Origin of the sequence: Nocardioides bizhenqiangii (genome assembly GCF_034661235.1) — a bacterium.
Taxonomy (GTDB): domain Bacteria; phylum Actinomycetota; class Actinomycetes; order Propionibacteriales; family Nocardioidaceae; genus Nocardioides; species Nocardioides bizhenqiangii.
The window spans coordinates 3,509,214-3,531,927 of sequence record NZ_CP141059.1; the positions used below are offsets into that span (position 1 = coordinate 3,509,214).

Here is a 22,714-nt window from a genome sequence, read left to right on the forward strand (position 1 = left end):
GCGTCAGAAGGCGGCGAGGGCCTCGTTGAAGGTCTTGCTCGGACGCATGACGGCGGACGTCTTCTCGTCATCCACCGCGTAGTAGCCGCCGATGTCGACCGGCTTGCCCTGCACCGCGATCAGCTCCTCGGCGATGACGGACTCGTTCTCGCGCAGCGTCTCGGCGAGCGGCGCGAACGCCTCGGCGAGCGCCGCGTCGTCGGTCTGCTTCGCCAGCTCCTCGGCCCAGTAGAGGGCGAGGTAGAAGTGCGAGCCGCGGTTGTCGATCGTGCCGAGCTTGCGGCCGGGCGAGCGGTTCTCGTTGAGGAAGGTCCCCGTCGCACGGTCGAGGGCGTCGGCCAGCACCGTCGCGGCGGGCGCGTCGGCCTGGTCGGCGTACTTCTCGAGCGACGGCACCAGGGCGAAGAACTCACCGAGGCTGTCCCAGCGCAGGTAGTTCTCCTCGACCAGCTGCTGCACGTGCTTCGGCGCCGATCCGCCGGCGCCGGTCTCGAAGAGGCCGCCGCCCGCGATCAGGGGCACCACCGACAGCATCTTGGCCGAGGTGCCGAGCTCGAGGATCGGGAACAGGTCGGTGTTGTAGTCACGCAGCACGTTCCCGGTCACCGAGATGGTGTCCTCGCCCTTGCGCATCCGCTCCACCGAGAACGCCGCCGCCTCGGCCGGCGCCATGATCCGGATGTCGAGGCCGTCGGTGTCGTGCTCGGGCAGGTAGGCGTTGACCTTCGCGATGATCTCGCGGTCGTGCGCGCGCTCCGCGTTCAGCCAGAAGATGGCCGGGGACCCGGTCGCCCGGGCGCGGCCCACGGCGAGCTTGACCCAGTCCTGCACCGGGACGTCCTTGGTCTGGCAGGCGCGCCAGATGTCACCAGCGCCGACCTCGTGCTCGATCAGGGTCTCCCCCGCGCTGTTGAGCACCTTGACGGTGCCGTCGGCGGGGATCTCGAACGTCTTGTCGTGCGAGCCGTACTCCTCGGCGGCCTGCGCCATCAGGCCGACGTTGGGGACGGTGCCGATGGTCGCCGGGTCCAGCGGGCCGTGCGCCTTCACGTCGTCGATGACGGCCTGGAAGACACCGGCGTACGACGAGTCCGGGATCACCGCGAGGGTGTCGTCCTCTCCGCCGTCGGCACCCCACAGCTTGCCGCCGTTGCGGATCATCGCCGGCATCGAGGCGTCGATGATGACGTCGGAGGGCACGTGCAGGTTGGTGATGCCCTTGTCGGAGTTCACGTAGGAGAGCCGCGGCCCGTTCGCCAGCGCCTCCTCGAACGCGGCCTTGATCTCCGCGCCGTTCGGCACGGCGTCGAGACCCGACAGGATCCCGCCGAGACCGTCGTTCGGGGAGAGCTCGGCGGCGGCGAGGTCGGCGCCGTACTTCTCGAAGACGTCGGCGAAGTAGACCTTCACCACGTGCCCGAAGATGATCGGGTCGGAGACCTTCATCATGGTGGCCTTGAGGTGCACCGAGTAGAGCACGTCGTCGGCCCGGGCCTGCTCGATCGTCTTCGCGAGGAAGGCGTTGAGGGCCGCGGCGTCCATGTGGGTGGCGTCGACGATCTCGCCGGCGAGGACCGCGAGGCCGTCCTTCAGGGTGGTCGTGCCGTCCGGGGTCTCGAGCACGATCGACAAGGTGTCGTCGGCGGGCATGGTGACCGACTTCTCGTTGCTCGCGAAGTCGTGGTCGCCCATGGTCGCGACGCTGGTCTTCGAGCCGTCGGCGAACGGCTTGTTGGTGTGCGGGTGCGTCTTGGCGTAGTTCTTCACCGACGCCGGCGCCCGCCGGTCGGAGTTGCCCTCGCGCAGCACCGGGTTGACGGCCGAGCCCTTGACCTTGTCGTACTTGGCCCGCGCCTCCCGCTCGGCGTCGTTGTCCGGCGACTCCGGGTAGCTCGGGATGTCGAAGCCCTTCTCCTGCAGCTCCTTGATCGCGGCCTTGAGCTGCGATACCGACGCGGAGACGTTGGGGAGCTTGACGATGTTCGCCTCCGGCGTCTTCGCCAGGGCGCCGAGCTCGGCGAGCGCGTCGTCGGCGAGGCCGAACTGCGCGAGGATCCGCGCGGCGACCGAGATGTCGCGGGTCTCGACGTCGACGCCGGCCTTGGCGGCGTACGCCTCGACGATGGGCAGGAAGGAGAACGTCGCCAGCAGCGGCGCCTCGTCGGTGTGGGTGTAGATGATGCTCGGCATGTTCGGGCGGCACTCCTGTGACGGGGAAGATTGCTTGACATCAAGATATCGGACGCGGGCCGGTACGGCACGGGCGGCCCGGGCCAGCCTCGCATCCCCCGCGTGACGCGGCAATGTCGCTACTCTTCTGGCGAACGTCGCGGGTTTCGGGAGCCGACTGAAGGAGAGTGCCCATCATGACCGAGCAGATAGCCAGCCCAGCGGAGACCGCTCCGCCCACCCAGGTCCAGAAGCTCGCTGCCGAGGCCCTCGGCACGATGGTCCTGGTCTTCATCGGCTGTGGCGCTGCCTACATGACCGGGGCGGACATCGTCGCCACCGGCTTCGCCTTCGGAATCGCGATCGTGATGATGGCCTACGCCTTCGGCCGGATCTCGGGCGGGCACTTCAACCCGGCGGTCTCGGTCGGGGCGGCCATCGCGGGCCGGCTCTCGTGGCGCGACACCGCGCTCTACTCCGCGGCGCAGGTCGTCGGGGCCCTGGTCGGTGGCCTGGTGCTCGCCATCACCCTGCTCGCCAGCGACATCGGCTTCGACTTCGGCGAGCCGATGGGCAGCAACGGCTTCGGCGACCACGGCGGGGTCGAGCTGCTCGGCGCGCTCCTCATCGAGATCGTGCTGACGTTCATCTTCCTGCTGGTCATCCTCAGCGTCACCGACGAGCGCAACGACACGGTGGCGTTCGCGCCTCTCGTGATCGGCCTCGCGCTGGCCGCGATCCACTTCGTCGCCATCCCCGCCACCGGCACGTCGGTCAACCCCGCCCGGTCGATCGGTGTCGCGTTCGAGTCGGGCGGCGACGCGATCGTCCAGCTCTGGGTGTTCATCATCGCGCCGCTCGTCGGCGGCGCGGTCGCCGGTCTGCTCTACCCGCTGATCTTCGGACGCGGCACCGCACCGGTCCCCGGCTCCGGGTTCGCTAGCGGTGGCGCGACCGGGACCGTGCCGGGCTTCGGCGCACCGGACGCCTTCCAGCAGCAGTGGGCCGAGCAGCAGGCCCCCGTGGTCGGCGGGTACGACGCACCGGTGGCAGCCCCCGCCGAGCAGCCGATCATCCAGGACGGCTGGCAGTGGGACCCCGCGTCCCAGCAGTGGATCCCTGCCCAGCAGCAGCAGCAGCCTCCTGCGCCGCAGGCCGGCCAGCAGGGTGGCTGGGCTCCTCCGTCCGGCGAGCACACGCAGGTCCGCCCGCCGGACGCCTGACCCGGATCAGCCTTCCCGGAAGGCGACGAGCTCGACGAGCTCGTCGCCTCCGGAGACGGTCTGCGCGCGCACGAGCCCGATGCCCCGCGCATAGAGCCTGCGCTCGACGACCCCGGGCTCGAGCGGGCTGCTGTCCTCGGTCTCCAGGAGGTCGATGAGGTCGCCGTACGGGACCGAGGCGGAGCCGTCGAGACCCACCACCTGCGCCCGGTCCTCGGCCACGCCCTCGGCGTGCTCCCTGCGGTAGCCATCGCCGACCCGCGGCTGCGCCGGCATCGCCAGCCCGGCCTCTGCGCCGTCGACTCCCGCTTCCCACACGCCGTCCTCACCGACGTGCCAGACGTTGCCGTCGGTGTCCTGGGCGAACCAGTCGGTGGTCTCCTCGACCGGCCGCCCGCGGGTGACGACGGCCTCGCGGACCGCCGTCGCCGTCACCCCCTGGACCTCGCGGGTGTCGTCGAGCACGGTGACGGTGATCGTGGCCACCTCGCCCGAGGACGTCGCTCGGTACTCCCACTCGCTCGCGGGCGTCAGCGGCAACCACGGGTTGTCGACGACCTCGACGAAGTCGGCGGGGTCGAGCGACGGCGTCGGGATCACCAGCTCGTCGACCCCCGTCGGCGGGCTCGGCTCCGACGCGCTGCCGCAGCCCACCAGCAAGAGGGAGGACGTCACGGCGATCGCGACCCGCGCGGAGAGTGACATGCGGGCATCGTCTCGTACGGAAACCCCCGTACTGCGACCGGCCCAGCCGCTGCTAGCGTCCATCGCACCGAGTCTCGGTTGTTGTCGGCCGAGCCGCACTCATTCCTAAGGAGTCCTCGTGAGCGACACGCCTCTGAAGGTCGCCGTCACCGGCGCCGCCGGCCAGATCGGCTACAGCCTGCTCTTCCGCATCGCCAGCGGCGCCATCGCCGGCGACCGCCCGATCGAGCTCCGGCTGCTCGAGATCGAGCCGGCGCTGAAGGCGCTCGAGGGCGTCGTGATGGAGCTCGACGACTGCGCGTTCCCGAACCTGGCCGGTGTCGAGATCGGCGCGGATCCGGAGAAGATCTTCGACGGCGTGAACCTCGCACTCCTCGTCGGCGCCCGCCCGCGGGGCCCGGGCATGGAGCGCGGCGACCTGCTCGAGGCGAACGGCGCGATCTTCACCGCCCAGGGCAAGGCGCTCAACAAGGTGGCGGCGTCCGACGTACGGATCGGCGTCACCGGCAACCCGGCCAACACCAACGCCCTGATCGCGCTGAAGAACGCTCCGGACATCGCGCCCGAGCGGTTCTCGGCGCTGACGCGACTCGACCACAACCGCGCGATCTCGCAGCTGGCCACCAAGACCGGCGCCGCCGTCACCGACATCAAGAAGATGACGATCTGGGGCAACCACTCGGCGACCCAGTACCCCGACATCTTCCACGCCGAGATCGGCGGCAAGAACGCCGCTGAGGTCGTCGACGACCAGGCGTGGGTCGAGGACTACTTCATCCCGACCGTCGCCAAGCGCGGAGCGGCGATCATCGACGCCCGCGGCGCGTCGTCGGCGGCGTCCGCCGCTTCGGCCACGTGCGACGCCGCCCGCGACTGGCTGAACGGCACCCCCGAGGGCGACTGGGTCTCCATGGCCGTCGTCTCCGACGGCTCCTACGGCGTGCCCGAGGGCCTGGTGTCGTCCTTCCCGGTCACCACCAGCGACGGCAACTGGTCGATCGTCCAGGGTCTCGAGATCGACGACTTCTCGCGCGCCCGCATCGACGCCTCGGCCGCGGAGCTCGCCGACGAGCGGGACGCGGTCACCGAGCTCGGCCTCATCTGATCAATTGCGCGAGCGTGTCGCATTCGGAGCGACACCGCCCGCAGGTTAGACGGGCTGGTCCGGGGTGATCTCGGCGAGGACGAACAGGGCGACGGCGAGCGAACCGACGACGACGACGTCGACCAGCCGCGGTCGTACGGCGAGCATGCCCGCGTCGCGCTGGGGCAGCACGAGGCGCAGCGCCGATGCCGCGGCGAGGGCGCCGGCGACGACCTGGATCCCGAGCCGCCAGTCGTGCGTCAGCCAGGTGATGCCGATCCCGACCGCCATCGCGATCAGGACCAGGATGTAGAGCACGCCGCCGATCGTCGACGGGAACCGCCGCCGCGAGGGGGGCGGCGGTTGCGGCTCCGGCTCCGGCTGCGGGTTCGCTGGCGGCACCGACTCGTCGTTCAGCGTGACACCTGCTTCTCAGCCATCGCGACGACGTTCGCGAGCAGCATCGCGCGGGTCATCGGCCCCACCCCGCCGGGGTTGGGCGAGACCCACCCCGCCACGTCCCAGACGTCGGCGGCGACGTCGCCGGCGAGCTTGCCGTCGACCCGGGAGACGCCCACGTCGAGGACAGCCGCTCCCGGCTTGACCATGTCACCGGTGACGATGCCGGGGACGCCGGCGGCCGCGACGACGATGTCGGCCTTCCGCACGTGCGCGGCGAGATCGACGGTGCCGGTGTGGCACAGCGTGACGGTGGCGTTCTCCGACCGGCGGGTCAGCAGCAGGCCGAGCGGCCTGCCGACGGTGATGCCGCGGCCGACGACGACCACCTCGGCGCCGGCGATCGTCACGTCGTGGCGCCGCAGCAGCTCGACGATGCCGTATGGCGTGCACGGCAGCGGCGCCTCGTTGCCGAGGACCAGCCACCCGAGGTTGGTCGGGTGCAGCCCGTCGGCGTCCTTGGCGGGATCGATGAGCCCGAGCACCCTGTTCTCGTCACGGCCGCGCGGCAGCGGCAGCTGGACGATGTAGCCGGTGCAGGCAGGGTCGGCGTTGAGCTCCGCCACCGCCGCCTCGATCTCCTCCTGGGTCGCGACCTCCGGCAGGTCGACGCGGAGGGAGGAGATGCCGACCTCGGCGCAGTCCTTGTGCTTGCCGTTGACGTACCAGCGTGAGCCGGGGTCGTCGCCCACGAGCACGGTGCCGAGACCGGGGGTGATCCCCTGCTCCCCCAGCTTGGCGATGCGCTCGCGGAGCTCACCCTTGATCGCCGCCGCGGTGGCGGTGCCGTCGAGCTTCTGTGCGGTCACGTCTTCATCCTGTCATTGGGAATGTGGTGGCGGCGGGCAGGCACGTCACCGGGTCTCGATACGCGCCATCGCGACTTCGCAAGCTCAGTCGCGGCGCTACTCGACCTGCCCACTGGACGCGTCCGCTCGTTCCTCGCGGCCGCTCAGTGGGCAAAGTGCCTGGTGCCGGTGAAGTACATGGTGACTCCCGCAGCCTGGCAGGCCGCGACGGTCTCCTCGTCCCGCATCGACCCTCCGGGCTGGACGATCGCGCGCACTCCAGCGTCCAGGAGCAGCTGGGGCCCGTCGGCGAACGGGAAGAACGCGTCGGACGCGGCGACCGAGCCGGCCGCCCGCTCCCCCGCCCGGGTCACCGCGAGCCGGCAGGAGTCCACCCGGTTGACCTGACCCATGCCGATGCCGACGGCCGCGCCGTCCGAGGCGAGCAGGATCGCGTTGGACTTGGCGGCGCGGACCGCGCGCCAGGCGAACGCGAGATCGGCGAGCGTGGCGTCGTCGGCCTTCTCGCCGGTGGCCAGGGTCCAGCTCGCCGGGTCGTCGCCCGCGGCCTGGAACGCGTCCGTGTGCTGCATCAGCAGGCCGCCGTCGATGGGGCGCGTCTCCACTCCGCCCGGGCGCAGCTCCTCGCAGACCAGGATCCGGATGTTCTTCTTGCCCTGGAGCACCTCGACCGCACCGTCGTCGTAGCCCGGCGCGACGATCACCTCGGTGAAGATCTCGGCGACCTGCTCGGCCATGGCGACCGACACCGGGCGGTTGACCGCGATCACCCCGCCGAACGCCGACACGGGGTCGCACTCGTGTGCGCGCCGGTGCGCCTCGGCGACGTCGGCACCGACGGCGATGCCGCACGGGTTGGCGTGCTTGATGATGGCGACGGCCGGCTCGTCGAAGTCGTACGCCGCCCGCCGGGCCGCGTCGGCGTCGACGTAGTTGTTGTAGGACATCTCCTTGCCGTGCAGCTGCTCGGCTGTCGCGAGGCCACCGGCCAGGAAGCCGTTGCGGTAGAGCGCGGCGGGCTGGTGCGGGTTCTCGCCGTACCGCAGCACCGCGCTCTTGTCCCAGGTGGCACCGACCCAGGCGGGGAAGCCGCTCCCCCCGGAGGTGTCGGTGAGCACGTTGCCCATCCACGACGCGACGTGCACGTCGTAGGTCGCGGTGTGGACGAACGCCTTCGCCGCGAGCGCCTGCCGCTCCGCCAGCGTGAAGCCGTCGCCCTGGGCCGCCGCAAGGGCGCTCACGTAGTCCCCGCCGTCGGTGACGATGGCGACGGAGGCGTGGTTCTTCGCTGCCGCGCGGACCATCGAAGGGCCGCCGATGTCGATCTTCTCGATGCAGCCCTGCGCTGAGGCGCCCGACATCACGGTGTCCGTGAACGGGTAGAGGTTGACCACGACCAGGTCGAACGGCGCCACGCCGAGCTCCTCGAGCTGCGCGACGTGCTCGGGCAGCCGGCGGTCGGCCAGGATCCCGGCGTGCACCCGCGGGTGCAGGGTCTTGACCCGGCCGTCGAGGCACTCGGGGAACCCGGTCAGCTCCTCGACCTTGGTGACGGGCAGGCCGAGCGACTCGATCAGCGCCGCGGAGCCACCCGTGGACACCAGCTCGACGCCGGCGGCCGCGAGGCCCCGGACCAGGTCGTCCAGGCCGGTCTTGTCGTAGACGGACACCAGCGCCCGCTTGATCGGGATCCGGTCGCCCATCGGCTCGTCGGGCTCAGACATCTGGCTTGCTCCTCATCGGGTCGGTGCTGTCGATGAGGGCACCCAGGCGGTCGATGCCGGCTCGCACTCCCTGGTGGTGTCCCACCTGCGCCAGTCGTGTGCCCCCATCCTACGAGGCGCCTAGCCTCCGAGCCGAACTCGGCGCCCGTCAACCGTCCAGCCGTCCCGCGCCATCCGGCCGACCGTGTCGACGAGCATCGCCCGCTCGGCGACCTTGATCCGCTCGTGCAGGCTCTCGACGGAGTCGTCGTCCTCGACCGGCACCGCGCTCTGGGCGACGATAGCGCCGCTGTCGACGCCGTCGTCGACGATGAAGAGGGTGCAGCCGGTGACCTTCACGCCGTACTCCAGCGCGTCCTGCGGTCCGCGCATGCCGGGGAACGACGGCGACAGCGCCGGGTGGGTGTTGACCGTCCGGCCGCCGAGGGCAGAGAGGTACGACGCACCGACCAGCTTCATGAAACCGGCCAGGACGACCAGGTCCGGCTCGTACGACGCGACGGTCGCGGTCAGCGCGGCGTCCCAGTCCTCCCGGGTCTCGTGGTCCTTGAGAGCGTGCACGAAGGTCGGGACCCCGGCCCGCTCCGCGCGCGCCAGCCCCTCGATGCCGGCGCGGTCGGCGCCGACGGCGACGACCGCGGCGCCGTACTCCGGGTCGCGGCAGGCGTCGAGCAGGGCCTGGAGGTTGGTGCCGGCACCGGAGACGAGCACGACGAGGCGTGCGGGGGCGGCGGGCACGGGCGGGAGTCTAGTGATCATGGGGCCTGATCCGTGCGTAGGCTCACGCGCGATCGAGCGGGAGGATGATCTTGGGCCAGCGGAACCACCGGAAGTGGATCGTCCTCGCTGTCATCGGCGCCGTCGTTGCGCTGTGCGCGGGCGTCGCCGCCCTGCTGGTCGTGCGCTCCGCCCTCGAGCGGGCCAACGACGATCCCTCCGCCGTGGAGCCCGGTGACGGGTTCCACCACGACTCGTTCGTCGCCGACGACGGCTGGCAGGTCGTCGAGGAGCGGGGCGACTTCGACATCGTCGACCTCACGATCACCAACACGACCCTGCGTCCGCGTCCGGCGTTCCTCGAGTTCAGCGTCTACCGCGCCGACGAGGTGGTCGGCGTCATCAGCTGCTCGGTAGGCCCGCTCGGGGCGAGGGAGAGCGACGTCATGGACTGCTTCTCCGCCGACGAGTTCGTGGACGACTACGACCGGGTCGAGGTCGCCGACACGTTCTGACCGGGCTGACCGGGCTGACCGCTGACCGGGCTGACCGGCTCTCCCGCGCGGTCAGCGGCTGGGGCGGATCCGGCGCAGCCCGCGCCGGGCGAGATCCCCACCACGCCGCTGCCACCAGGTCATCGCGAGCGCACCGAGCAGCCCGCCGATGCCGAAGCCGGTCATGGCGTGCAGGAGCACGTCGACCTGCAGGGGTCCGACGTCGGCCATCCGCCCGGGCCCTACCGCACCACCCGCCAGCGAGGTGAGGAGACCGAGGACCAGGCCGGCGACGAGGCCGCCGCCACAGCCCCGGATCGCTGCCTGGTCCCAGGCCACTGCGGGGCGCGAGCGGTGGGCCAGCGCCGAGGCGAGCCCGGCGACGAGCACCGGGCTGACCATCAGCCAGCCGGCCCAGCCCGGGGTCGGACCGCCGTCGGGCAGCGCGGCCAACAGGGGGAACAGGGGCAACGGGCCGAGGACGACGGCGCCCGGGGAGACGAGGGTGCCGGTGCCGACGGTGAAGCCGGGGCCGAACAGGTAGGCGCTGCTGAAGAGGGCGGCGTTCGGCAGCAGCGCGAGCGTGAGCACGCTGAGCATCGCGATGTCGCCGGCGTCGCTCTCGAGCTGCGACACGATGTTGGCCGCGGTCGAGAAGTCGAGGACCAGCGCGACCAGCAGTGCGGCCAGTGCGACCGCGAGCCAGGCGCGCAGGATCGCCCGGACGAGCACCGCGGTGTCGCGGACCGCGACCGGGGTCGCCGGCAGCCAGATCGCCGCCCGGCCGGAGCCGCGGGCGAGGGCCGGGAGGCCGGCCCCGGCGGCGATGAGCGTCGACCAGAGGACGACCCGACCGGTGCTGGGCATCGTCTCGATCGTCGAGGCGAGGGTGGTGGCGAGGACACCGACCAGGACGTAGCCGACGGTGAACAAGCCGCCCGCGAACGGGACCGTCCAGTCGCGTTCGCCGTCGGCGATCCGGTCGGCGTCGGGACCGTGCCCCGAGATCGACTCCCCGACCCGGTGACCGACCCGCCAGGCGGACCAGACGCAGAGCAGGGTGATGCCGAGGGGCATCGCGGTGATGCGGACGCCCTCGATGCTGACGCCGGAGCCGTGCGCGGCCAACCAGCTGAGAGCGCCGACCCGGAGCGCGCCACTCGGCGTGCCGTGACCACCGGCGTCGGTGAGGAACCAGCCGACCACCGCGACGGCCATGCACACCAGCAGCGGACCGGCCGCCGCCAGGGCCCCGCCGAGCGTGGCCGTCGGCACCAGGGGCCGCCGGGTCCCCAGCGCCTGCCGGAGCTCGGACTCCCGGCGTGGCTCCCTGCGAGTGGTCGTCCGCGCGGACGGCGATTGGAGCGACGTCATGACGCCCTCATCTTCACGCGGGACCATGCCCCGACGACGGTGCCACGCCGCGTCCGTCGATGGCCGGTTGCAGCCGATCGGGCGCGGCGTCGTACCTTGGTCCGGTCATGCCCGACACCGCCCACCCGCCGGACCCCACGGCCGCGTTCGACGCGTTCTACAAGTCTGCGCGGGACCAGCTGCTCCTCCAGACCTACGCGCTGACCGGCGACCTCGGCGCCGCCCGCAGCGCGGTGCGGGACGCGTACGTCGTCGCGTGGCACCACTGGCGGAAGCTCTCGCGGCTCGACGACCCCGGGTCGTCGGTGCGACCGCACGCGTGGCGGCACGCGCAGCGCCGGGCGACCGTCCGGCCCTGGCACAAGGAGAAGGGGCTCGACGACGACAACAAGGCGACCCTCGAGGCCCTCGCCGCGCTCACCGGTCCGCAACGCCGGGCGCTGCTCCTGACCCAGCTCGCGGCGGTCTCGATGGAGGACATGGCCCGCGAGATCGGGCTGCCGAGCGACGACGCACAGCGGGAGCTCCAGACCGCCGCCGCCCAGTTCGCGACCCAGAAGAACATCTCGGCATCGTCGATCCCGATGGCCTTCGCCGCGCTCGCGGCCGCGACGACCAACGTCAATTGGCCGCGGGTCACGATCATCCGCCGGGCCGGGGCCGCCCGCCGCCGGATGCACACCGTGGTCGGCGCTGCCGCCGTCGTGGCCGCCCTGGTCGCCAGCGGCGCCGCGGTGACCGACGCGACCGGGGTCCGGCCCACGCTCGCCCGCGAACAGCTCGCCGGTCCGGCCGGCGGCCAGGTCGCCGCGCCCGGGCCCGAGATCGTGCTGCCCGAGACCAGCCTGCTCACGGCCGACGCCGTACGCCGGGCGCTCGTCGGCGACTGGGAGCAGGGCGTCACCCACGACAACTCCGTCGGCAACGGCGTCGTGCTGCCCTGCCAGCCGGAGGATCCCGACTCCCGTTACGCCGACCCGCGCGGCACCGCCGCGTGGGTGCGGGTCTTCCGCAACGGCCCGGCCGGCGAGTCGACGCGCAAGCTCACCGAGGTCGTCGAGGCGTCGCGCAGCCCCGAGCGGGCGCGCAAGACCTACGACCGGCTCCGGGGATGGTTCGCCGACTGCGTCACTCCGGGAGTGCGGCTGATCAGCACGGCGACCAGCCCGGACCTGGCCGACGACTCGGCGGTGTTCGTCCTCAACTCGGAGCATCCCGAGCTCACGACGTACGTCGTCGGCGTCGCCCGCACCGGGCTCCTGTCCACCGCCGTCGCGCTCCGGACCGACGTCGGGCCCGAGGCTGCCGACCGCACCGGTGTCGCGGAGCTGCTCGGCGAGGCCGTCGACCGGCTCTGCACCCTGCCCGACGGCGGCAGGTGCGCCGACCGGGCGGGCGCCCTCGAGGAGGTGCCGCCGTACCCCGCCGGTCAGGTGCCGGCGATGCTGTCCCAGGTGGACCTGCCCTTCGTCGGCGACCCCGCCGCGCCGTGGATGGGCACCCCGCCCCGCGAGATCACCAACACGCGCACCGACATGGACGTGCTCGGCTGCGTCCACCCCGTGCTGGCCGGTGACTACGACGGTGACCGGTTCCGCACCGACCTGGCCCGCACCTTCGTCAAGGTCGACAGCGACCTCCCACCGGAGTTCGGCCTCACCCAGGCCGTTGCCTCGCTGCCGCAGCAGGCGGCCGGCGCGCTGCTCGAGGACTACCGGTCCGCGATCAACGGCTGTCCCGACCGGGACGCCAGCGCCGGCACCGAGGTCCGGGTCCTCGAGGCTCACGACGACGGCGACGAGTCGTTCACGGCCTGGCACCTGAGCACCCGGCTCCCCAACGAGCGGACGCTCGAGTACTCCGTCGCGTTCCTCCGCAGCGGCTCGGCGGTCTCCCAGCTCGTGTTCGTCTCCGCGCCGGGAGCGCGGATGACCGACGACCAGTTCGTCGCCATCACCCGGCGCGCGCTCGAACGGCTGCCGCAGCTGCCTGCCTACCCGCGCTGAGCGCCTCCTGAGGAACGGCCGGGCAGGAAACACGCCCGGCCGATGCAACCCCGCCCCGGGCTCAGGCGTACCACCATCGACATCAACACTCCGGAGCCTGCGCACCGGACTCGGGCTCGAGAGGGGGCGGCTGTGGAGGCACACGAGTTCGACGAGCTCTATGCCGCGTCGTTCCGTCGGATCACCAGCCAGGTCTACGCCATGATCGGCAACCTGGACGAGGCGACCGAGTGCGTCCAGGAGGCGTTCGCCCGCGCTTGGGCCAACCGCAGGAAGCTCGACAAGGCGGAGTACCCCGAGGCCTGGGTGCGTACGACGGCCTACCGGCTGGCCGTGAGCCGCTGGCGCCGTACCAAGCTCGCGAAGCGGCCCACCGACCGGGCCGTGGGCACGGCCACCCAGGTGCCGGCCGTCGACGAGTCGCACGTCGCCCTCGTCGACGCCCTCAGGAAGCTGCCCGAGGCCCAGCGCCAGGCCCTGGTGCTCCACCACATCGCCGACCTCCCGATCCACCAGATCGCGGCCGAGATCGGCGTTCCCGAAGGAACCATCAAGGCCCGGTTGAGTCGCGGACGCACCGCGCTCGCCGCGCTGCTGACCGACGAGACCAACGGCGGTCTGGCTGGAGGAATGAGCCATGTCTGACCCGATCGAGAAGCTCAACAGTCTCGGCGACGCGTTGGAGGGCGCACCGATGCCACGTCCCGCTTCCGAGATCCGAGCCCGGGGCGACCGGATCCGTCGCCGCAAGCACGCGACGATCGCCGGCGTCAGTGCCGTCGTCGTCGCAGCCGTTGCCGTTCCGATCGTCGCGCTCACGGGAGGCGGCTCCGACGACAGTCCGGACATCGCACCGTCGCCCACCATCTCCGACCCGGTGCCGGTGCCGTCCCTGGTGCTGGCCGAGCAGAACCTGCTCACGAGCGACGACGCCATCTACCCCAATGGCGGCGCCGACTGGCAGGAGATCGACACCTTCGAGGGCGACACGCAGGGTGGGCCTGCATCCCCCTGCCAGCGGAGCTCGCTCGCCGAGCTCGGCGCGGAACCGATCTTCCAGCGGCAGTTCGACTTCGTCGTGACCGACACGAGAGACGTGGAGCCCTCCCTCTACTTCAACCAGGTGGTCGCCGAGTTCCCGAGCGGTGCCGACGCACAGGCCGCGTACGACGAGGTCAAGGCCTGGCACGACGACTGCCTGCCCTCCCCCGCCGAGTTCTACAACGCTGGCGAGTTCACTCCGGTCGCGGTGGGCATCGACGGCTCGGCCGAGGTCCAGCTGTCGACGTTCGGCCCGGTGGACGAGGCGCTTGATCCATCCGGCGATGAGGGGTGGTTCCTCGAGACCGGACTGGTCCTCACCGGCGACCGGGTCGCGATGCTGACCCAGGTCGTCCACGGCCAGGACTACAACTGGCCCGAAGGCACACCGGTCGAGCAGATGCTGCCGGTCGCGGCCGAGCGCCTCGCCCTGGGCAACGATGAGACCGCTCCGGAGGACCCCTCGGACACCGGCGAGGGACCGACGACGATCCCGGAGGACTTCCCGCTGACCGCCGGTTGGCCCGAGGACGACGGCAGCAGCGAGTACCAGCTCGACCAGCCCAGCATCGACAACCAGGCGATGATCCCGGCCGGGGACCTGGACGGCTGCCAGTCGATCGACGCCGGCGACGCGAGCGACCGGTTGACCGCTCGGCTGAGCATCGGCTCGAGCGCCTACTCCCGGGAGGTCCAGCTCTTCGCGAGCCCGGACGACGCGGGGGCCTTCCTCGACTCGGCCCAGGACTCGTTCAGTGCCTGCGCCGCCGAGGGCCCGACCGACACGGTGCCGAGCTTCACCACCGAGGTGCTGTCGATCGGCGTGGGCCAGGAGTCGTGGCTGGTCACCCGGGCGTCCGACGGGATCGGTCGGGTCGTCATCTACCTGGTCCGGGTCGGCAACGCGGTCTTCATCCACCTCGCCAGCGACGAGGGCACCGGCGACACCGTGCACGCCCTGGTGAGCGAGAGCGGCACCAGCTTCGCCGATGTCATCCGTGCCATGTACGACCTCGAGGGCGGCGACCCCGCACCCGACCTGAACGCGCCGGCGGCGACCACCGAGATTCCCGACAACTTCCCGCTCGACGCCGTCGTCGACGGCGAGCCTCCGACGTCGGACGGCGAGACGACCGTCGACGGGCCGGGCGCCGATGTCGCAGGGGTTCGCGCGCAGACGGCGTGCGGAGCGACGCTGTCGATGCCGAACGCCGGCGACCCGGACCCCGAGCACGAGTTGGGCTACTCGGTCTCGGCGCTCGTCGGCTATGAGGGGCGCACCCTCCGCGCGTACCCGACCGTCCAGGACGCCCTCGACCAGTTGACGCAGCTGCGGGCCGACCTCCAGGGCTGCGACAGCGACAGCGAGGGCGACGGGCTGTCCGACCGACTGTGGCGCACCTTCGCGAACCACTCCGGGTACGACGCGGTGACGTTCGGCTACACCTACGAGATCGAGGACGGCGTCGGCGCCCCGGCCGGCCAGCTCTACACCGTGGTCCGGGTCGGCAACGCGGTCGTCGCGATCGAGTGGAGCGGCGAGTACAGCGCCGAGTACCAGACGACCGCCGCGCCGGACCAGGTCGAGCTGGCTCGGCTGATCGCGGCCGAGATGTGCATCTTCACCGTCGACGGCTGCTGACGGACCGGGGGACGACGAAGGGCCGCCACCCCTCGGGTGACGGCCCTTCGTCGACTGGTCACATGCTCTGCAGGAGCTCCCGAGCCAGCTGCGCGGTCTCGGACGGCGTCTTGCCGACCTTCACGCCGACGGCCTCGAGCGCCTCCTTCTTCGCGGCGGCGGTGCCGGACGAGCCCGACACGATCGCGCCCGCGTGACCCATGGTCTTGCCCTCGGGGGCGGTGAAGCCTGCGACGTAGCCGACCACCGGCTTGGTGATGTTGGCCTTGATGTAGTCGGCGGCCCGCTCCTCGGCGTCGCCGCCGATCTCGCCGATCATCACGATCACCTTGGTGTCCGGGTCCTCCTCGAAGGCCTGGAGCGCATCGATGTGCGTGGTGCCGACGATCGGGTCGCCACCGATGCCGATCGCGGTGGAGAAGCCGAAGTCCTTCAGCTCGTACATCATCTGGTAGGTCAGGGTGCCGGACTTCGACACGAGACCGACCGGGCCGGAGCCGGTGATGGTGTGCGGCGTGATGCCGGCGAGCGACTCACCCGGGGTGATGATGCCGGGGCAGTTCGGGCCGATCATCCGGGTGGACTTGCCCTGCAGGTAGGACCAGACCTCGGCCGTGTCCTGGACGGGCACGCCCTCGGTGATCACGACGATCAGCGGGATCTCGGCGTCGATCGCCTCGACGCAGGCGTCCTTGGTGAACGCCGGCGGCACGAAGAGGACCGACACGTCGGCGCCGGTCTCGGACATCGCCTCCTTGACGGTGCCGAAGACCGGGAGCTCGACGTCGTTGCCGTCGTGGTCCTTGTGGCTGACCTTGGTGCCGGCCTTGCGGGCGTTGACGCCGCCCACGATGTTCGCGCCCGAGTCGAGCATCAGGGCGGTGTGCTTGGCACCCATGCCGCCGGTGATGCCCTGGACGATGATCTTGGAGTCCTTGTTCAGGTAGATGCTCATGTCGTCGTCCTCTCAGGCAGCCTGGTCGTGGGCGAGCTCGGCGGCCTTGTCGGCCCCACCGTCCATCGTCTCGGCCAGGGTGACCAGTGGGTGGTTGGCGTCCGCGAGGATCTGGCGACCCTTCTCCACGTTGTTGCCGTCGAGCCGGACGACCAGCGGCTTGGTCGCCTCGTCGCCCAGGATCTTCAGCGCGCCGACGATGCCGTTGGCGACCTCGTCGCAGGCGGTGATGCCACCGAACACGTTGACGAAGACCGACTTGACCTGCGGGTCGTGCAGGATCACGTCGAGGCCGTTGGCCATGACCTCCGCGTTGGCGCCGCCACCGATGTCGAGGAAGTTGGCGGGCTTGACGCCGCCGTGGGCCTCACCGGCGTACGCGACGACGTCGAGGGTGCTCATGACGAGGCCAGCGCCGTTGCCGATGATGCCGACCTCGCCGTCGAGCTTGACGTAGTTGAGACCGAGGTCCTTGGCCTTCGACTCGAGGTGGTCGGCCTCCTCGCGGATCTCGAACTGAGCGTGGTCCGGGTGCCGGACCTCGGAGGCGTTGTCGTCGAGCGAGACCTTGCCGTCGAGCGCCTCCAGCTTGTCGCCGGCCAGACGGGCGAGCGGGTTGACCTCGACCAGGGTCGCGTCCTCCTCGACGAACACCTTGAACAGCTGCTCGATCATGGTGACGGCCTGCTCGAAGACCGGCTCGGGGAAGGCAGCCTCGGTCGCGATGGCCCGGGCCTTCTCGGCGTCGACGCCGGCGCCGGGGTCGATCGCGATCTTCTTGACCGCGTCGGGGTTGGTCTTCGCGACCTCCTCGATCTCGACACCACCCTCGACCGACGCGATGCAGAGGTACTGGCGGTTCGAGCGGTCCAGGAGGAAGGAGAAGTAGTACTCCTCCTTCGGTGGCGTCGCGGGGGTGATCAGGACGCGGTTGACCGGCAGGTCCTTGATCGTCAGGTTGAGGATGTTCGTGGCGTGCTCGAAGGCCTCGTCCGGCGTCTTGGCGATCTTGACGCCGCCCGCCTTGCCGCGGCCTCCGGCCTTGACCTGCGCCTTGACGACCACGACGCCACCCATCTTCTCGGCGGCGGCCCTGGCCTCCTCGGCGGTCTCGACGACCACACCGAGGGTGGTCTCCACACCGTGCTTGGCGAAGAGCTCCTTCGCCTGAAACTCCATCAGATCCACTGGTCTATTTCCTCAGCTGTTCGGGTGCGGGCCGCGCTGCAGTGCGGGTCCTCGGGCACCCTAGTCGGGTCGCCCCGGTCGCGACGAGGGTGCCCATCAGGGACGTGACCTGGGTTACACACCCGGGCGGGCCATTCCACAGTGACTGATCGGAGGATTTCGGGGTAAGGGGTCGATCCGTTAGGGTCGTCCGCGTTCGATTCATCCGGCCGTCACCTGACGGCCATCCGTCGACGAGGCGCCGTGGGGGCGTGGTCTCGCGCGGCTGGGATGGATCGAAGGACCAGCCGTCGACACGGGGACACGCGAACCTATGGGTAACCACCGAGGGGCACGACGCTCGACGTCGCGAAGCCGCTCGGAGCGCCCTGCTGAGGGGTACGTCGGACGCCGGGTCGCCGGACGCGCGGACACGCCGGAGACGCCGGACGTCGCTGCCCGCGAGGTCATCGCGCACCCGGTCGTTCCCGCGACCGTCGAGATCCCCGCTGTCTTCACGAACACCACGTCGGACTCGCTGCGGCCCGCCGTTCCCGGCAAGCGCCGCGCGGCCAAGTCGCCGCGGGTGCCCGTGCTCCGCGGCCTCCCGTCGATGCCGGTCGCTGTCGGCGTCGCCGTGCTGGCCGTCTCCGCCGGTGGCGTGCTCAGCACCAACGGCACCCAGCTGGCCGCCGGCGGCGATGGGCCGGCCCGGGTCGCGGCCCCCAATGCCGCTTCCGGCGAGATCGGCGCCGGCGTCTACGACGCGCTCGGCCGCAGCCCCGTCGTGAGCCGCGACTCCGACCGCGACGCCCTCGACGACGCGAGCGACGCGAGCCTCGTCCAGGAGGTCGAGGCGCAGGCCGAGCAGCGCAACGAAGCACTCGGCGACCTCGCGGTGCAGGCCGAGAAGGAAGCCAAGACCATCAACTCGAACCGGTGGTCGTTGCCGATCGACCCCGGCGTCTACCAACTCTCCGCCACCTTCGGCCAGGCCGGCAGCTACTGGTCCAGCGGCTACCACACCGGCCTCGACTTCGCCGCTCCCAGCGGCACCCCGATCATGGCGGTCGCCAACGGCGTCGTGACCTCGACCGGCTACGAAGGCGCCTACGGCAACCAGACCGTCGTCACCCTCGAGGACGGCACCGAGATCTGGTACAACCATCAGACGTCCTACGCCGTGTCCGTCGGTGACAACGTGGTGGCCGGCCAGGTGATCGGCACCGTCGGTTCGACCGGCAACTCGACCGGCCCGCACCTGCACCTCGAGGTCCGCCCCGGCGGGGGCGACCCCGTCGACCCGTTCGCCGCCCTCGTGGTGAACGGCGTCAACCCGTAGCTACAGCTTCTCTACCGGTGCGTAGCGCAGCAGCAGCCGCTTGACGCCGTCGGAGCCGAAGTCGATCGACGCGACGGACTTCTCCGCCTGGCCCTCGACGGACACCACGGTCCCGAGTCCGAAGCTGTCGTGGGTGACCCGGTCGCCCGGCTCGAGCACCGGGATCGGACGGGCGGGCTTGGCCTTCGCCGCGGCGTCGGCCCGGGCGGCGGCAGAGGTGAAGTTGCGGCGGCCGGCAGCGGTCGGCGAGCCGAGCCGGTTGCCGAAGCCCTGTCCCGAGCCGCTCGAGGCATACGTCGAGTCGCTGTCGCTCGCGAACGTCGGACGCGCCCAGCGGGTCTGGTCGGCCTCGGTGCGGCGCCAGTCGACGAGGTCGACCGGCAGCTCGCCGATGAACCGCGACGGCGGGTTGTGGGCGGGCGCTCCCCAGGCGGAGCGGACCACCGCGCGGGAGACGTAGAGCCGCTGACGAGCGCGGGTGATGCCGACGTAGGCCAGCCGCCGCTCCTCCTCCAGCTCCGGCCGGTCGCCCAGCGACCGGGAGTGCGGGAACACGCCGTCCTCGAGACCGGTGAGGAAGACGACCGGGAACTCCAGGCCCTTGGCGGTGTGGAGCGTCATCAGGGTCACCACCCCCTGGTCGGGGGGCGCGTCGGGGTCGTCCTCCGGTGCGTCGGGGATCTGGTCGGTGTCGGCGACCAGCGCCACCCGCTCCAGGAAGTCCGCGAGCCCCGGCTCGACCAGTCCGGCGTCGACGTCGGCCGGGTCGGCGCTGGGCGCGGCGACCGGGTCCTCGGCGAACTCCCGGGCGACGGCCACGAGCTCGCCGAGGTTCTCCACCCGGGTCTCGTCCTGCGGGTCGTCGGACGCCTCCAGCGACGCGAGGTATCCGGACCGGTCGAGCACCGTCTCGAGGATCACGTCCGGCCGCTCGCCCCCCTCGACCATCGACTGAAGCTCGGTCACCAGCAGGACGAAGCCCTCGATGTTGGACTGGCTGCGGGTCGCAAGGCCGGGCGCCTCGTCGGCGCGCTGGAGCGCCTCCCAGAACGTGATCTGCTCGCGGTTGGCCAGGTCGTTGACGCACTCGACCGCGCGGTCGCCGATGCCTCGCTTCGGGGTGTTGAGGATCCGGCGCAGCGACACCTGGTCGTCGGGATTGACGAGCATCCGCAGGTAGGCGAGCGCGTCGCGCACCTCGCGCCGCTCGTAGAACCTGACCCCGCCCACGACCTTGTAGGGCAGTCCGGTGCGGATGAAGATCTCCTCGAACACACGGGACTGCGCGTTGGTGCGGTAGAAGACCGCCACGTCGCCCGCGCGGTAGCCGCTGTCGGTCAGCTTGTCGATCTCGTCGGAGACGAACCTCGCCTCGTCGTGCTGGTCGTCGGCGACGTAGCCGACGATCCGCTCGCCGTCGCCGGCGTCGGACCACAACCGCTTGTCCTTGCGGCCCTGGTTGTGGCCGATGACCGCGTTGGCGGCACTGAGGATGGTCTGCGTCGAGCGGTAGTTCTGCTCCAGCAGGATGGTGCGCGCGTCGGGGAAGTCCTGCTCGAAGTCGAGGATGTTGCGGATGTTGGCGCCGCGGAACGCGTAGATCGACTGGTCGGCGTCGCCGACCACCATCAGCTCCGCGGGCGGCACCCGGTCGTCGGCGTCCGTGTCGTACGCAGTCTCGATCGGCTCCTCGAGGCTCTGTCCGCAGAGCTGGTGGATGAGGGCGTACTGGGCGTGGTTGGTGTCCTGGTACTCGTCGACCAGCACGTGCCGGAACCGCCGCCGGTAGGTCTCGCGGATCTCCGGGTGGGCCTGGAACAGCCGGACCGTCTCCATGATCAGGTCGTCGAAGTCGAGGGCGTTGGCCTCGCGGAGCCGGCGCTGGTAGAGGGAGTACGCCGCCGAGTAGCTCTCCTCGATGCTGTTGCGGGCGTCGGCCCTGACCTCGTCGGGGTCACGCAGCTCGTTCTTGTGGTTGCTGATCCAGTGCAGCACCGGGCCGGGCTGGTAGCGGCGCGGGTCGAGGTCGAGGTCGTTGCAGACCAGGGTGATCAGCCGCTTCTGGTCCTGGGCGTCGTAGATCGAGAAGTTCGACTTCAGCCGCTCGTAGCCGAGGTGCTCCGCCTCCTTGCGCAGGATCCGGACGCAGGCGGAGTGGAAGGTGCTGACCCACATGATCTTGGCGCGGCCGCCGACCAGGTCGGCCACCCGTTCCTTCATCTCCGCGGCGGCCTTGTTGGTGAAGGTGATCGCCAGGATCGAGCCCGGATGGGCCTTGCGCTCGGAGATCAGCCACGCGATCCGCCGGGTCAGCACCCGGGTCTTGCCCGACCCGGCGCCGGCCACCACCAGCAACGGCGGCCCGGCGTGCTTGACCGCCTCCTGCTGCGGCCCGTTGAGGCCCTCCAGGAGCTCTTCCGCGGTCGGCCCGCGCCGCGTCGTACGCGGCTCTTCAGCGGGATTGACGCCCTCGAGGCCGGGCAGCGGCTGCAACTGGCTCATGCTGCTGCCAGCCTACGGCGCGGCGCCCCCTGTCGACGAAGCAGACCCGACGCCGGGAGGGATCACCAGCCTCGCAACCGGAGCACCACACCGCCGTGGTCGGACGGCCACAGCCCGGTGGCCGGGTCGCGGTCGCCGACCGACGTCCCGGTGACCCAGCCGCGGTCGACGCCGACCTCGTGCCCGTCCGCCGTACGGACGAAGATCATGTCGATCCGGTGGTCGAAGCCGTCGCCGTCCGGGTCTTCGACGGTCTCGGAGAGGCCCGACGTCCAGCCTTCCTCCGCGGGCGCCCAGCGCAGCCACTGGTCGACGTACGTCTCGGTGATCAGCTCGTACGGCGCGCTGTGCGGGAGCGTGTCGCCGATGTTCGCCTTCACCGTGTGGTTGAGCGGGTCGGAGTTGCAGTCGCACGCCAGCACCGTCGTCCGGTCCGGCGCCGTCGACGCGCTCAGCAGCTCGGCGGCCTGCGCGTAGGCGAGGTCGGAGCTGAACGCCTCGAGGTGGGTGTTGACGAACCGGACCGACCGGTTGCCGACACGCACGTCGGCCCACTGGTAGCCCCGGTCGAAGTTCATCGTCACTCCGGCGACGCTGACTGCCAGGTTGTGCGTGAAGATCGCGTCGTGGGTCGCCGTCACCCGGAGCCCGGAGTCGGCGCGCACGAGGATGACGTCGCGCATCGTCAGCCGGATGTCGCGGGCGTCCGGCGAGCCGGCGCCGGTGAAGCTCGGCGACTCGACGTCGGCACGCTCGCCGACGACCACCGGGAGGTACTCCTGACCCTGCTCCTCCAGCGCGTCCAGGAGCACCTGGAGGAAGTCGTGGTCGGTTACCGTCGCGTTCGGGACCCCGACCTGGTCGAGCTGCAGCGGGCCGTGCCGCCACCACGCGACCTCCTGGAGGCCGACCAGCGCCGGCTGGGTCCGGGCGAGCTCGCGGGCGAGCAGTCGCGCGCGCACCGGGAAGTTGGTCCGGTCGACGATCGCCCGGGTCTGGTGGGTGGCGTTCGCGAGCGCCCCCACGATCTGTGCGGGCGGCAGCCCGGCCTGTTGCGCCGCGAGCGCGGCGCGCACCGGCCGGTTGATGTCGGCACCCAGGTAGATGTTGCGCGTCATCACCGTGAGCGGCTTGCCCGGAGGTGCCTCCGGCCGGGCGGCCTGCGAGTCAGGGGTGACGGCGAGCCCGGCCGCCAGGGTGAGCGGCGCGAGCAACGAGATGAGTGCGGTGCGGACGAACGACGTCGAGATCAGCATGGGTCTCCCTCCCGGGACGCATGCTCATCTGCGGAGGCTGGATTG

Annotated in this window: 18 protein-coding genes and 1 riboswitch; of the genes, 7 read left to right on the plus strand and 11 right to left on the minus strand. The window is 71.2% G+C overall.

The features are described 5' to 3' along the window. Nucleotides 1–3: 3 nt before the first annotated feature. Nucleotides 4–2,190, minus strand: coding sequence for an NADP-dependent isocitrate dehydrogenase (locus SHK19_RS17050; RefSeq protein WP_322936952.1), 2,187 nt, complete (start codon nt 2,188–2,190; stop codon nt 4–6). 176 nt (nt 2,191–2,366) lie between these two features. Between SHK19_RS17050 and SHK19_RS17055 the strand changes: the two genes are divergently transcribed. Beyond that, on the plus strand, nt 2,367–3,392 hold the full coding sequence (locus tag SHK19_RS17055) for an MIP/aquaporin family protein (RefSeq protein ID WP_322936953.1): 1,026 nt from the start codon (nt 2,367–2,369) through the stop codon (nt 3,390–3,392). Between the two features lie 6 nt (nt 3,393–3,398). Here the strand turns inward: SHK19_RS17055 and SHK19_RS17060 are convergent, their stop codons facing one another. Beyond that, nucleotides 3,399–4,097 (minus strand): hypothetical protein, encoded by a 699-nt coding sequence (locus SHK19_RS17060; protein WP_322936954.1) that lies wholly within the window; start codon nt 4,095–4,097, stop codon nt 3,399–3,401. A gap of 118 nt (nt 4,098–4,215) precedes the next feature. Between SHK19_RS17060 and SHK19_RS17065 the strand changes: the two genes are divergently transcribed. After that, nucleotides 4,216–5,202: a malate dehydrogenase gene (locus SHK19_RS17065; protein ID WP_322456375.1), complete on the plus strand. Its 987-nt coding sequence runs from the start codon at nt 4,216–4,218 to the stop codon at nt 5,200–5,202. Between the two features lie 45 nt (nt 5,203–5,247). On the opposite strand, the gene SHK19_RS17070 is transcribed toward SHK19_RS17065, so the two are convergent. The 4 genes from SHK19_RS17070 to purN all read right to left on the minus strand — a co-directional run bounded on the left by SHK19_RS17070 (nt 5,248) and on the right by purN (nt 8,932). After that, nucleotides 5,248–5,583 (minus strand): DUF3017 domain-containing protein, encoded by a 336-nt coding sequence (locus tag SHK19_RS17070; RefSeq protein WP_322456374.1) that lies wholly within the window; start codon nt 5,581–5,583, stop codon nt 5,248–5,250. An 11-nt stretch (nt 5,584–5,594) separates the two neighbouring features. Then, entirely contained in the window at nt 5,595–6,449 is an 855-nt protein-coding gene (locus tag SHK19_RS17075) for a bifunctional methylenetetrahydrofolate dehydrogenase/methenyltetrahydrofolate cyclohydrolase (protein ID WP_322456373.1), read from the minus strand. 143 nt (nt 6,450–6,592) lie between these two features. Beyond that, nucleotides 6,593–8,173 carry a bifunctional phosphoribosylaminoimidazolecarboxamide formyltransferase/IMP cyclohydrolase gene (gene purH / locus SHK19_RS17080; RefSeq protein WP_405030436.1) on the minus strand — a complete coding sequence of 527 codons (1,581 nt, stop codon included), beginning with the start codon at nt 8,171–8,173 and terminating at the stop codon, nt 6,593–6,595. A gap of 33 nt (nt 8,174–8,206) precedes the next feature. After that, nucleotides 8,207–8,281: riboswitch (ZMP/ZTP riboswitch) on the minus strand. A 12-nt stretch (nt 8,282–8,293) separates the two neighbouring features. Further along, nucleotides 8,294–8,932, minus strand: coding sequence for a phosphoribosylglycinamide formyltransferase (gene purN, locus SHK19_RS17085; RefSeq protein ID WP_322936955.1), 639 nt, complete (start codon nt 8,930–8,932; stop codon nt 8,294–8,296). A gap of 50 nt (nt 8,933–8,982) precedes the next feature. Here purN and SHK19_RS17090 point away from each other — a divergent pair, with 50 nt between their 5' ends. Further along, nucleotides 8,983–9,405 (plus strand): hypothetical protein, encoded by a 423-nt coding sequence (locus tag SHK19_RS17090; RefSeq protein WP_322936956.1) that lies wholly within the window; start codon nt 8,983–8,985, stop codon nt 9,403–9,405. Nucleotides 9,406–9,456: 51 nt separating this feature from the next. Here SHK19_RS17090 and SHK19_RS17095 read toward each other — a convergent pair whose 3' ends face one another. Next, on the minus strand, nt 9,457–10,758 hold the full coding sequence (locus SHK19_RS17095) for a cell division protein PerM (RefSeq protein ID WP_322456370.1): 1,302 nt from the start codon (nt 10,756–10,758) through the stop codon (nt 9,457–9,459). A gap of 107 nt (nt 10,759–10,865) precedes the next feature. Between SHK19_RS17095 and SHK19_RS17100 the strand changes: the two genes are divergently transcribed. The 3 genes from SHK19_RS17100 (at nt 10,866) to SHK19_RS17110 (ending at nt 15,447) form a co-directional block, all read left to right on the plus strand. Then, nucleotides 10,866–12,764 (plus strand): SigE family RNA polymerase sigma factor, encoded by a 1,899-nt coding sequence (locus tag SHK19_RS17100; RefSeq protein WP_322456369.1) that lies wholly within the window; start codon nt 10,866–10,868, stop codon nt 12,762–12,764. 132 nt (nt 12,765–12,896) lie between these two features. Continuing rightward, a complete protein-coding gene (locus tag SHK19_RS17105; RefSeq protein WP_322936957.1) occupies nt 12,897–13,409 on the plus strand; it encodes a SigE family RNA polymerase sigma factor in 513 nt (170 codons plus the stop codon). Beyond that, nucleotides 13,402–15,447, plus strand: a complete 2,046-nt coding sequence (locus SHK19_RS17110; protein ID WP_322936958.1) for a hypothetical protein — start codon at nt 13,402–13,404, stop codon at nt 15,445–15,447. Before SHK19_RS17105 ends, SHK19_RS17110 begins: the two co-directional genes overlap by 8 nt. Nucleotides 15,448–15,505: 58 nt before the next feature. On the opposite strand, the gene sucD is transcribed toward SHK19_RS17110, so the two are convergent. Next, nucleotides 15,506–16,402 carry a succinate--CoA ligase subunit alpha gene (gene sucD, locus SHK19_RS17115; protein ID WP_322456366.1) on the minus strand — a complete coding sequence of 299 codons (897 nt, stop codon included), beginning with the start codon at nt 16,400–16,402 and terminating at the stop codon, nt 15,506–15,508. Between the two features lie 12 nt (nt 16,403–16,414). Continuing rightward, on the minus strand, nt 16,415–17,590 hold the full coding sequence (gene sucC, locus SHK19_RS17120) for an ADP-forming succinate--CoA ligase subunit beta (RefSeq protein ID WP_322936959.1): 1,176 nt from the start codon (nt 17,588–17,590) through the stop codon (nt 16,415–16,417). A 313-nt stretch (nt 17,591–17,903) separates the two neighbouring features. On the opposite strand from sucC, the gene SHK19_RS17125 reads away from it, so the two are divergent. Beyond that, nucleotides 17,904–18,911 carry a peptidoglycan DD-metalloendopeptidase family protein gene (locus SHK19_RS17125; protein ID WP_322936960.1) on the plus strand — a complete coding sequence of 336 codons (1,008 nt, stop codon included), beginning with the start codon at nt 17,904–17,906 and terminating at the stop codon, nt 18,909–18,911. Here SHK19_RS17125 and pcrA read toward each other — a convergent pair whose 3' ends face one another. Both pcrA and SHK19_RS17135 read right to left on the minus strand, forming a co-directional pair. Next, on the minus strand, nt 18,912–21,413 hold the full coding sequence (gene pcrA / locus SHK19_RS17130; RefSeq protein WP_322936961.1) for a DNA helicase PcrA: 2,502 nt from the start codon (nt 21,411–21,413) through the stop codon (nt 18,912–18,914). Between the two features lie 62 nt (nt 21,414–21,475). Continuing rightward, nucleotides 21,476–22,669, minus strand: coding sequence for a hypothetical protein (locus SHK19_RS17135; RefSeq protein ID WP_322936962.1), 1,194 nt, complete (start codon nt 22,667–22,669; stop codon nt 21,476–21,478). Between the last annotated feature and the right edge of the window lie 45 nt (nt 22,670–22,714).